The 11,438-nt window shown below is 65.6% G+C and carries 10 protein-coding genes and 2 riboswitches; of the genes, 6 read left to right on the forward strand and 4 right to left on the reverse strand.

Annotation, left to right across the window (positions count from 1 at the left end; genetic code table 11):
* Nucleotides 1-7: 7 nt before the first annotated feature.
* Both TQ38_RS21945 and TQ38_RS21950 read right to left on the reverse strand, forming a co-directional pair.
* Entirely contained in the window at nucleotides 8-1,420 is a 1,413-nt protein-coding gene (locus TQ38_RS21945) for an IS4 family transposase (protein WP_043975545.1), read from the reverse strand.
* Nucleotides 1,360-2,055 (reverse strand): hypothetical protein, encoded by a 696-nt coding sequence (locus tag TQ38_RS21950; protein WP_205316129.1) that lies wholly within the window; start codon nucleotides 2,053-2,055, stop codon nucleotides 1,360-1,362. The genes TQ38_RS21945 and TQ38_RS21950 overlap by 61 nt, the downstream gene beginning before the upstream one ends.
* A 187-nt stretch (nucleotides 2,056-2,242) precedes the next feature.
* On the opposite strand from TQ38_RS21950, the gene TQ38_RS21955 reads away from it, so the two are divergent.
* From TQ38_RS21955 to TQ38_RS21975, 5 genes are all read left to right on the forward strand, one after another.
* Entirely contained in the window at nucleotides 2,243-2,752 is a 510-nt protein-coding gene (locus TQ38_RS21955) for a sigma-70 family RNA polymerase sigma factor (RefSeq protein ID WP_162792347.1), read from the forward strand.
* Nucleotides 2,745-3,719: a FecR domain-containing protein gene (locus tag TQ38_RS21960; protein ID WP_162792348.1), complete on the forward strand. Its 975-nt coding sequence runs from the start codon at nucleotides 2,745-2,747 to the stop codon at nucleotides 3,717-3,719. The genes TQ38_RS21955 and TQ38_RS21960 overlap by 8 nt, the downstream gene beginning before the upstream one ends.
* A 75-nt stretch (nucleotides 3,720-3,794) precedes the next feature.
* Complete coding sequence (locus TQ38_RS21965; RefSeq protein ID WP_052505714.1) at nucleotides 3,795-6,182, forward strand: TonB-dependent siderophore receptor; 2,388 nt, start codon at nucleotides 3,795-3,797, stop codon at nucleotides 6,180-6,182.
* A 20-nt stretch (nucleotides 6,183-6,202) separates the two neighbouring features.
* Nucleotides 6,203-7,078, forward strand: coding sequence for an alpha/beta hydrolase (locus TQ38_RS21970; protein ID WP_082057689.1), 876 nt, complete (start codon nucleotides 6,203-6,205; stop codon nucleotides 7,076-7,078).
* Nucleotides 7,079-7,220: 142 nt separating this feature from the next.
* Nucleotides 7,221-9,305: a phosphocholine-specific phospholipase C gene (locus TQ38_RS21975; protein ID WP_043975543.1), complete on the forward strand. Its 2,085-nt coding sequence runs from the start codon at nucleotides 7,221-7,223 to the stop codon at nucleotides 9,303-9,305.
* Between the two features lie 52 nt (nucleotides 9,306-9,357).
* On the opposite strand, the gene TQ38_RS21980 is transcribed toward TQ38_RS21975, so the two are convergent.
* Nucleotides 9,358-10,152 carry a CbtA family protein gene (locus TQ38_RS21980; RefSeq protein ID WP_043975542.1) on the reverse strand — a complete coding sequence of 265 codons (795 nt, stop codon included), beginning with the start codon at nucleotides 10,150-10,152 and terminating at the stop codon, nucleotides 9,358-9,360.
* Entirely contained in the window at nucleotides 10,115-10,342 is a 228-nt protein-coding gene (locus TQ38_RS21985; protein WP_201786085.1) for a CbtB-domain containing protein, read from the reverse strand. The genes TQ38_RS21980 and TQ38_RS21985 overlap by 38 nt, the downstream gene beginning before the upstream one ends.
* A 35-nt stretch (nucleotides 10,343-10,377) precedes the next feature.
* A riboswitch (cobalamin riboswitch) is annotated at nucleotides 10,378-10,510 on the reverse strand.
* Between the two features lie 31 nt (nucleotides 10,511-10,541).
* Between TQ38_RS21985 and TQ38_RS21990 the strand changes: the two genes are divergently transcribed.
* Nucleotides 10,542-11,096, forward strand: a complete 555-nt coding sequence (locus TQ38_RS21990) for a histidine phosphatase family protein (RefSeq protein WP_052505708.1) — start codon at nucleotides 10,542-10,544, stop codon at nucleotides 11,094-11,096.
* 66 nt (nucleotides 11,097-11,162) lie between these two features.
* A riboswitch (cobalamin riboswitch) is annotated at nucleotides 11,163-11,404 on the forward strand.
* Nucleotides 11,405-11,438 lie beyond the last annotated feature (34 nt).

Consider the following 11,438-nt stretch of genomic DNA (forward strand, 5'->3'; position numbering starts at 1 on the left):
CTTGCTTTTACCCACAAGTGCCTGCTGGGGGTCTCGAGATTCGAGCTCCCTCTACGAGATCGGCGAGTCGCGTCATTCCTCTCCATATGACGGTCGTGCCGGGTGGGGGGTCAGACGCGCGGTCAAGGTAGCCTCCGAGCCTTGCGACGGCTCTGACATAGAAGGCGAGGTTGCGGGCTGGCGCGCGTCTCAACTTTGGCGTCGATCTATCGAGAAGGTTGCGCTCTGTTTCGGTGAAGACGGCAGCAGGTGTGGCCTCTGGAGCCTCACGAGCCAGCATCGTCAGCCACGACACGCGCCAGGCAACAACGCAGCACAAGGCGATACAATTGGCCAAGCGGTTGACCGTAGTCAGGCGAAATTCTTCGATCCGGCACCCGGTTTTCAGGGTTCGGAAGAATGTCTCGATCTTCCAGCGTTTGGAGTACCAGCCAAGCTTATGAACGGCATCGGCGTGGTTTTTGACAGGTAAATTTGTAATAAGCTTCCAGTTAATCCGTTCGCGATCTTCCGGAGGACTGATTTCTTCGGCATGGATGACCTGAAGCTCTTGGTTTATGTATTTCTTCTGTTTTCCGATTGGGGGCCGGACCGTCATTGTCGCATATCGTATTGATAGCGTTGCCCGCTGCTCTTTGCCTTTAGCATTGCGGAATTGGATTTCGTGGGTCCCGCTGCACGGCGTCCTTTCCATAACTTGGGCGATGGTCGTCTTGCCATCTTGCGCCAAGCGGTCAACGCAGCTGCGCACGAGGAATTTGGTACCGAGCTCTTCAGCCAAGCAATAAAGCTCGTAAATATCGCTTTCCCGGTCTCCGATATGTACACATCGCCCCGGCTCTCCAGCCAATTCGGTAGACCGGCGCAAATTATCAAGCCAACGGATACTTTCCTTTTGATCGATGGGAATTCGAGTCAAATTGACCCTGCGCTTGAGCTCTGCTGTTCCCTTGAACTTGGAACGTGACCAGAATTTCGCGGCGGTGAGACCCAACGGCAGTCCCTCTGGCGTAATTGCAAGGCTGACATGCATCAAAAGCCCGCAGATCGTGAACTTCTGGAACCGACCATCCTTCAACTTGCGACCAGTCGAACTCTTCGTAAATCCGATCTTATCCGGATCCGCGCGCTTGAAATTGAATTCGGTGGTATCCTGCAATATGAGAATGGGATCTTCGGTTGCCTGGATGCGCAAGGCGGATGCTGCAAAATGCCCCTCCAGGATTTTGTCTTCGCTCACGTTCTCGTTCGAGAAGAAGCGGTAGGCCGCCTTAGTATTTGACCAGTCCTGAAAAGCCGTTGGCAGGGATTGCCCGGGGCGCTCTTCAAGTGCTTCAAGCATCACTCCAAGTCGTCGGTTCAGCCGCACGTCACCCAAATTGGTCTCGGCCGTTTCCTTGTCCGCCCAGCTATGTTCCATCCCGGCACCTCACTATCCGAAGGTGCCGGAGAATGAATCATGGGTGATTCCCGCCAGGCAATGGGTCCGCGGCAGGCGGAATCAAGCGCGCGACCACTTGTGGGTAAGAGCAAGACCGTCGGCTGTCCGTTCATCGCGGAGATTGGCGGGCCAAGCAATTGCCGCTGCCGCCGCGCCGCGCCCAGCGCGGCATCCGCCGCTGCTGCCGCCGCCGCCGCCTCGTCACGGGCGCGGACGCTGCCGGCCTCCTCGCGGACCAGCGCCTCGGCCCGGCCCAGTGCGATGCGGGCAAGGCGCGCCTGCGCCGAGGCACGGGCCGCCTCGCCGTCCGCCGCCGCCTGCTGCGCGCCGATCTGCTGAAGGTTGGCGAGCGAGCCGGTCGGCACCCCGCCTGCGCTGCTGGGCGGCACCACGATCTCGCCGGAAGCCTGCCGGGTCGTGCCGGCCGTACCGCCGCCCACGCGTACCGTGACGACACCCAGACGTGCCTGAGCCGCCGAAGTCAGCGTCAGCTTCAGCAATTCTCCCTCATGAGCGATCAGCTCAGCATGGGCCGGGGGGGCGGCGGGCTTCGACCCGGGTTCGCCGCAGCCAGCCACGATGGCGGGCAGTACAATGAGGGATATCTTGCGCATCCGGCTTACTTACCCAGCCATCATTGGGCGCCGTTTGAGCGCACTATACAATTTCCCAATGTGGTCCCTTTCTAAACGTCCGGTGCCTCGCCGATCAGGAGCCATGACCGCCGGACGGAAACTACATTGCTAATGGTTCGCATTAGTGTAGGCGCTTTGCGAAGATGCATCGTTGTCGGGAGGTTGGGTGAGCACTGCCGCGCGGGACATGGCCCGGATCGATCGGCTCTACGCCAGCCACTGGCTATGGCTGCGGGACTGGCTTTCACCCCAGACACGCTGCCGCACGCGCGCCGAGGATCTTGCACAGGACACCTTCTGCCGCCTGCTGGAACGTAGCCCCGGCGAACCCTTGCGCGATGCCCGCAGCTACCTGGCGAAAGTGGCGCGGCGCCTGCTGATCGACGACGTACGGCGCGGCAAGGTGGAGCGAGCGATCATGGCCGCCATCGCCGAAGAAGACCTTGTAAACGCCGTGACGCCGGAGCGGATCGTCATGGCCACGCAGATGCTCACCGCGCTGACGCGCGTCCTGGACGGCCTTTCCCAGCCTGCGCGCGATACCTTCATCCTGCGGCGCATCGAAGGGCTGGAGCAGCACGAAATCGCCGAGCGCCTTGGCATTTCGATCAGTTCGGTGCGCCGCTATACCGCGCAGGCCTATGTGCAGTGCCATGCCGTCGCCAGCCTTGACTGAGGCATCCGCCAGGATCGTCGCCGAGGCGGCAGACTGGGCTGCGCTGCTCGATTCCCAATCGGCCAGCGCGGCGCAGCGCGCGGCCTTTCGCCAATGGCGCGATGCCGATCCCGCCCACCGCGAGACGATCGAGCGCATGTTGGCCTTCGCCCCCGCAGCCGGTGTTTCGGGGCTGGAACGGCGCGCTCTGGACCGTCTGTTTGGGGCGGAACCGAAGACCGGGCAGCGGCGGCGCATGGGCGGCGCGGCGCTGGCGCTTCTGCTGGCGGCTCTTGGCGGAATGGCAGGCTGGCGCAGCGACGCCGTGCAGGATCGCTTTCCCGATTATCAGGTGGCGGTAGGCGACTTGCGCAGCGCCCGCCTGGCCGATGGCAGCACCCTGACCGTCGACAGCGGCAGCGCGGTGCGCACCGATGTGGCCGGACGCGCAAGGAAGGTCCGCCTTCTTCGCGGGCGAGTGCTGGCCCATGTCGCGCACGACCCGGCCCGGCCTTTCGTGGTCGAGACGCCGGACGGCACCGTCACAGCGCTGGGCACCGCCTTCACCGTCAGCCGCGAGCAGGAGGGCACGCTGGTCGAAGTCGCCGCATCGCGGGTGCGGGCCTGCGCGGCCGTTACCGCCCCGTGCCGCGAACTTGGCCCCGGAGACCGTGCGCTGATCGCCCGGGGCCGGGTCTCGCCGCTACGCTCGGCGCCTGCTGCCGGGATCGGCCAATGGGCCAGCGGCTGGCTGGAGGTAGACGATCAGGAAGTCTCCGCCGTGATCGACGCCCTCAACCGCTATCGCACCGTGCCGATCCGGCACGACGCCGCCGCGCTGGCAGGCATCCGGGTGACGGGCAGCTACCCGCTTGCCGATCAGGACCGTGCGCTGAAAGCGATCGGGCGCACCCCGGGCGCTGAAATCGTGCGAGATGGCGACGGCGCATGGCGCCTCATCCGCCGCAGCGGGCCGCCTCGTCCATAAAATTTCGCAGGCGCCTGAACAGTCCCGCCGCCCTCGCTCGTCTCTAACGCAAGACCAGCACAATGAGGCACAGCAATGACCCAGTTTCCGACTTCCACCTCCTGCATCGCCGTCGCCCTGGCCACCTTGTCCGCTGTGGTACCCGGCATCGCGGCTGCGCAGGCCAATAACGCGCAGGCCGCGGACGCTTCGCGCGCTATCGCGATCGAACGTGGGCCGCTGGGCGCTGCCATCGCGCGGTTGGGGCGGCAGGCGGGCGTGGTGATCGTGGCCGATCCTGCGGTGCTGCGCGGACGCTTCACCCCCGGCGTGCGCGGACGCTTCACCCCCGGCGAGGCGCTGGCCAGGCTGCTGGCCGGCACCGGGCTTTCCGCCCGCCCCGATGGCGACGGCGGCTTCATGCTGGTCAGCGGCGCTGAGACCGCGTCTGCCGGTGGCGAAGATGTCCCCAGCGACATCACCGTGATGGGCAACCGCGCGGTAACCGCCACCAAGACCGACACCAAGCTCACCGAAACGCCCCAGTCGATCAGTGCCATCACCGGCGAGCAGATCGCCGCGCGCGGCGCCATCGGCTTGCAGGAAGCGCTGCGCTACACGCCTGGCCTGCGCACCGAACCCAACGGCGTCGACAACCGCTGGGACTACGTAACTGCGCGCGGCGGCTTTCCCGCCGCGCAGTTCGTCGACGGCATGAAGCGCGCCGACATCTCGGCCGCGCCGCGCACCGATGTCTACACCTTCGAGCGAGTCGAGGTGCTGCGCGGGCCGTCCTCCGTGCTCTACGGACAGGGCGCGGCGGGCGGCATCATCAACACGATTTCCAAGCGGCCGGAATTCAGGACCGCTGGCGAAATGGCGGTCCAGTACGGCACTTTCGACCGCAAGCAGGCGCAAGTCGACGTAACCGGCGCGCTGGACGCGAACGGCACCTTGGCCGCCCGATTCGTGGGCGTAGTGCGCGATTCCGGCAATCAGGTGGACTTCGGCCGGGATGACCGCATCGCCTTGACCCCCTCCATCCGCTTCCAGCCGGACGAGAACACCGACATCACCCTGCTGGGCCTATACCAGCGCGACAAGGCTGCTGCGATTTCCGCCTATGTGCCAGTGGTCGCCAGCGTCAACGCGCCTGCGGGACGGCGGCTTTCACGCAGCGCCTTCCTGGGTGAGCCCGGCCACGATTATTACGACACCGAGGAGAAGAGCGCCACGCTGCTAGTGACGCACCGTTTTTCGGACGCCATCCGATACAGCGGCGCGGTGCGCTACAGCCGGTACAAATCGGATAACGGGACGGTCAATCTCTCCGTCTGGAGCGGGCTGGAAAACCCCTTCATCGACGCCGCGAACACTCAGATCGAACGCACGGTGTTCGATTTTCGCAGCCGGGTGAACATGCTCACCACCGACCACAACCTGACCTTCGATTTCGCAACCGGCCCGTTCGAGCACAAGGTGCTGGTCGGTATCGACTACCTGCGCAGTTCCGCCCGCACCGATTATGCCTTCGGCGCCGCCGGGCCGATCGACATCTACGCGCCCGTCTATACCGGCGTCGAGATGGGCGCCTTCGATCCCCAGCCGCGCCAGGTCGCCAGCCAATTGGGCATCTACGTGCAGGACCAGATCCGATATGCCGACCGGGTAACGCTGGTACTGGGCGCAAGGCGCGACCGGGCCAGGACGGTGAACGAAGGCGTCGACCGGCAGGTGGATACCGTCACCACCTTTCGCGCCGGGCTGATCGGCGACCTTGGCAGCGGCATCGCGCCTTACGTCAGCTATTCCGAATCGTTCCAGCCAACGCTTGGCCTCAATGTCTACGGCGAGGCCTATCTGCCCCAGCGCGGCACTCAGTACGAAGTGGGTGTGAAGTGGCAGCCGACCCCGGCTATCCTCGCCTCGATCGCGGCCTTCGACGTCAAAGGCACCAACCGGCTGCAGACCGACCCGACCAACGTCAACAACCAGATCCAGCAGGGTGAGGTGAAGTCGAAAGGCATCGAGGTCGAAGCCGCATGGACGGTAGCGCGCGACTTCACGCTGTCTGCCTCATATGCTTATGTCGACGCCGAGATCAAAAAGGCCACCGACCCGCTGGAAGTCGGCGCGCCCATCCCCACCGTGGCGAAGCACTCGGCCGGTATCTGGGGCGAAAAAAGCCTCGATCTGGGCGGGGACACGGGCCTGAGGCTGGGCGGCGGCGTGCGTTATGTCGGGCCCACCAACGAACTGGCGGTCTATCAGGACGATGCAGGCGGCAGCGTGATCGATACCCAGCGTACCCCGGGCTATACGCTGGTGGACGCCTTGCTCGCGCTCGACTGGAAGCAGTGGTCACTCGCGGTCAATGCCACGAACCTGTTCGACAAAACCTATTATTCGAGCTGTTCGGTGCGTTCGGCCTGCGGCACCGGCTATGCCCGCACCGTGATTGGCACGCTGGGCTACAGGTTCTGATCGGGCGAATGGAGACACGCATGACTTTCCATCCTTTCGCGGCCATCCGCAGCACGATTTCCCGGCCTCGATGGGTCATGTCCGCGCTGGCGGCGGCCTTGCTCGGACATTCCGGCCCGGCTTTGGCGGCGCCGGTGCAGATGCCCGGCACCCAGGAGCTGGCGCTGAAATCGCAGCAGGGCGCGCAATACCGCATCTGGATCAGCGAACCGTCCGGCCCCGTGCCCTATACCGGCGGCTACCGCGTGCTCTACGTGCTGGACGGCAATGCTTTCTTCGGCACCTTTCACGATGCCAAGCGCCTGCAGGACGACTTTGCCGATACCATCATTGTCGCGGTGGGCTATCCCACTGACAAGCCGCATGATTTCGACCGGCGCGCCTACGATCTGACGCCCCCCGCCCCCGGCGCGAAGCCGGCGCAGGGCGGGCAAGACGAATTGCTGGATTTCCTGGAAAAGACCCTGAAACCCGCCATCGCCGCGCAGTACAAGATCGACAGCCAGCAGGAGAGCCTGTTCGGCCACAGCTTCGGCGGCATGTTCGCGCTTTACGCGATGTATACCCGCCCTGCCCTGTTCGACCACTACGTCGCGGCAAGCCCCACCCTGTGGTGGGCGAACCGCTATCTGCTCCCGCCCGAACGCGCTTTCGCGGGACGGGTGGAGCGCGGCGAGGTGGACGTGCGCCACACCAGCCTGATGCTCGCCGCCGGAGACGTGGAGCCAGCGCAGGAAGTGCAGGACGTGACCGCGCTGGAGAGGCGCCTGCAACCGCTGTCGGCTTACGGCCTGCGCACTTCGCTGCGCATCCAGCCGGGCGAAGATCACATGTCGATGACGCCCGCAATCGCGGCGCAGGTGCTGCGCGAGGTGTTCACCGCGCGCACGCAATGACCCGTAAAGGCCGCCGCTGCCTTCCAGCTATCTCCTTCCAGCTATCTCACGAATGAAACAGAAGTGCCCTAGCGGTGCCGGTTTGAAGTGAACGAAGGGGCGCCCCGGCGCTCTTTCGTTCACCAGACCACGGACAAGCACCATGACCCCGACGCAGGATCGCCGCAGTTTCATCCGCTCGATGATGGCGGCAGGCGGCGCTGCCGGCGCGTTCCTTCCCGCGATCGCGCGTGCGCTGGAAATCCCGGCCGACCGCCGCAGCGGCACCATCGCCGATGTCGCTCACGTCGTCATCCTCACCCAGGAAAACCGCGCCTTCGATCATTATTTCGGGACGATGCGCGGGGTCCACGGCTATGGCGATCGCTTCGCCGTCCCCGCACCGCCCTTGCCGCAGGCCCCGCGACGCAGCGTGCTGGTTCAGCCGAACGAGAAGGAGGGCGAGGCGCCAGCCCTGATCGCTCCCTTTCGGCTCGACACCCCGGCCGACTTCCGGCTCTACCGCCCGCTCGGCACGCCGCACGGCTTCACCGACAGCCAGGCTGCGTGGGACAACGGTCGCATGGGCGAATGGCCGCGCCACAAGCGGAACCACGCGATGGCGCACTTCACGCGGGAAGACATACCCTTCCAGTACGCGCTGGCCGAGGCATTCACCATCTGCGACGCCTATCACTGCGCGCTGCACCTCAGCACCAATCCCAACCGCCTGTACCTGTGGACCGGCAGTCACGACGCCATGGCCCGCAGCCACGGCCCCGCCATCGACAACGGCTACGATGCGCTGACGCAGGACCCGCGCGGGCACGGCGGCTACACCTGGACCACTTACCCCGAGCGGTTGATGGCTGCGGGCATCGATTTCCAGATCTACCAGGACATGGACGACAACTTCACCGACAACCCGCTGGTCGGCTTCAAGCGCTATCGCGAAGCGGACCGCGCCGCGCAGGGCCCGCTGGCAGAACTGGCGCGCCGCACCATCAAGACCTGTCCGCTGACCCGCTTCACCGCCGATGCCGCCGCAGACAAGCTGCCGCCGGTTTCCTGGATCGTCGGCCCGGCGGCGACTACCGAGCATCCCAGCGCATCCACTCCGCTGCAAGGGGCCGACTACATCGCGCAGATCCTCGACGCGCTGACAGCCAACCCCGAAGTCTGGGCGCGCACCGTGCTCATCATCAATTTCGACGAGAACGACGGCCTGTTCGACCACGTACCGCCGCCGGCCCCGCCCGCACAGCATCCGGCAACATCGGGCGGCACCACGATCCCCGCCGACGACGAATACCACACCCATTCGCAAGACGCCGAAAACGCCGTGTTCCTCGGCCGCCCTTACGGGCTGGGCCCGCGCGTGCCGCTTTATGCGATCTCGCCGTGGAGCAAGGGCGGCTATGTCTCCTCCGAAGTGTTCGACCACACCAGCGTGATCCGCTTCCTCGAAGCGCGGTTCGGCGTGGCCGAGCCGAACATCAGCGCCTGGCGCCGCGCGGTCTGCGGCGACCTGAACAGCTGCTTCGATTTCGCCCACCCCGACCGCGCGGATTTCCTCGCCGCGCTGCCGCCAACGCGCGCCCTTTCCCAGCGGGCCGCGACGCTGGAAGGCATTGCCCCGCCGCTACCTGCGGCCCTCACCGCTCCGGTGCAGGAGACCGGCCTGCGCCGCCGGAGGCCCACGCCCTATGCCATCGACTCATGGATGACGCCGGGCGATGCGGGTCCATCGCTGGTGTTCGCCAATGCCGGGACGACGCGCGCTGCGGTGTTCCACCTCTACGACATGGACCGGCTGGACGAACCGCCCGCACGCTACACCGTCGGCGCCCGGCAGACCCTGCAGGGCGCGCCGCTGAAGGACGGCTGCGACCTGTTCCTGGTCGGCCCCAATGGATTCCACCGCCGTCTTCAGGGTAGCCCCGGCCAATTCTCCGCCCGGCTGGAGGCGCGGGGGAAGGTGGCGGAACTGGTGATCGGCAACCTGTCGGGCGAACCTGTGCGGATCGCGGTGACGGACAAGTCCTACGGCCGCCCCGCCCGCACGGTCGCGGTGAAGCGCGGCGAAACCAGGCGCCTGCCTCTGCACCTGGTCGATAGCCACGGCTGGTACGACCTGGAACTGTCCCTACCCACGCAAACATGGCGAATGGCAGGGCATGTCGAGGACGGCAAATCGTCGTTTTCCGACCCCGCAGCGGGCGGCGCGGGGCCGCTGGTCATCACCTGACAAAGTGTCAGTCTGATCGGCTACCCTGCGTCATCCTCGCTGCGTACTGGTATCAGCCGCGCCTGCGTTTGAGCACCCGTTCCGCCCAAAGCCCGAAGGCGATGCCGATCGTCGCCCACAGCAAAAGCTGTGTCGCGATCGAGGCAACACGGAAATTCCACAGGAGAGTTGCCGGGAAATCCGCGGGCACTTCGTCTATTGTCGGCAGCAGGAACTGCCCCAGGCCGACGATCACCGCGTACGCGCCAAGCGCCAACAGCGTTGCATCGAAGCCGCGCCCCGACCTGCTCGCCAATGCCGCGCGGACCTTGCCTGCGATGGCCGCCGCGCCTAGAGACAAGGCGATCATCGCGAAGTACGCGGCGGTGCGCAGGCCCACGGTCTCGTGCTTGCCTACGGCAGGCGGGGTTTGCGGATACTTGATCGCAGGCACGACTACCACCAGCAGGAATACCAGTCCCGCCATCAGCAGCGCCAGGCTGCGCGGCCCGATCGCCCCGAACCGGCCGTAGCCATAGGCGAAGACGATGGCGAAAATTCCGCCCACCGCAGCCCCGTACAGCGCCAGCGCCGTGAGCAGGCCCGCACCCTTCTGGGTCGAGCGGCTGACGATTTCTTCCTCAGGTTCGCTGACGGTCGATCCACCGCCATGGGATGCGCCCATGTGATGCACGGCATGCGATTGCTCCACCCCGATCGCAAGATCGATCTGCGGTTCGGCAAAGGCACGCGCGAAGAGCGTGGCGAGCAGCGCCGCGAGAATGCCGGCCAGCATTCCGCGCCACAACAGGTCCTTGGTCACTGAAAGATCAGTGGCAGGGGAAGCCGAGGAGATGGCGGCCGTCATGCACGAATTCGTGCACGTAAGTGCCTTGGAACAGCGCAAATGCGCCCTGCTCGGTGCTGACGAAGTAGAGGAAGATCAGCGCCAGCAGCGTGCCGAGCACGGCCCAGGGGGCGATCTCTTCTACGGGAATCGCAGCGCCGCCCTGTACGGGGATGAAGCTGTCGTCGAACAAACCGGCAGTCGTAGCCATGTCACGCTCCTTCAGGGGATTTCGCGTCCCGGGGAATTCTTCAGCTTCTGGGATGAAGGTCTGGCTCTCGACGCCGGGGCATGGCGTCGATTACAGTGGCGCGACCGCGCCGGACTCAAACCGGCTTCCTCATCCCGAAGGCCTCGGCCATCTAGGGCGCGCAAGGCTGCCGCGTCAACGAAGAGTTGGAAAATTCCCCGTGGCGACATCGCTCCTGCTGCTGTGCGCGGCCTCCACGAAGCTGAGCCGGAGCGGCGGCTTTCCCGGCCCCGCCGACCCGCTTGATGAACCCGGCGTAAGAGCCGCCGCCGCCTGCCAGTTGCCTTCGCGATATACGGCGGAACTGCGGTGCAGCCCAGCGCAATCGGCCCGCGAGACGGCAACGGCAATGGGCCTGACGACGCGGATCGACCCCGCGCTGGCGGATATCGATCATGGCCACTGGGCAGGCTGCGCCTTCGACGAAATCGCTCCGGATGCCCTCGCCTCGTGGCTTGCGGACCCCGCCGGCGGCGCCCCCGGCGGCGAAACGATGGCGCAGGTGCAGGCGCGCGTCGGGGCATGGCTGGACGATATCGCCGCCGCGTCCGGCGCAATCTGCGCGGTGACTCACTCCATGACGATCCGCGCCGCGCTGGCCCATGCGCTGGGCCTACCCCTGCCCGCCACCCTTGCCATCGACCTCGCGCCGCTGTCGCGCACCATGCTGTCGTTCAACGGCCGGTGGCGGCTGCAATCGCTGATCCCCAACTGAAGGCTTGCCAGCCCATACGCCCGCCGGTATCCGCTGTGAGGTTCCGTCAAAGCCCGCAAGGGTGAAGCGGGCAATGATCGCGCTGGTGCCTCGCAAGAGGCTTAAAACGGGAAGGCGGTGCGGGCTTCACGGCCCAATTCCGCTGCTGTCCCTGCAACTGTAAGCGGTGAGCGCGATGCACATCGCCTGTCCCCCAGCGGGGATGGGCAGCCACTGGGCCGGACGCTGAAACATGCGAGGCCTGGGAAGGCCGTGCATCGAGCGATGACCCGCGAGCCAGGAGACCTGCCGGCGTCTGGTCGCTCTTGCCTTGGTCCAGGGGATGGCCGCGGCACGGTGAAC

It is taken from the genome of Novosphingobium sp. P6W, from assembly GCF_000876675.2.
Lineage (GTDB): Bacteria > Pseudomonadota > Alphaproteobacteria > Sphingomonadales > Sphingomonadaceae > Novosphingobium.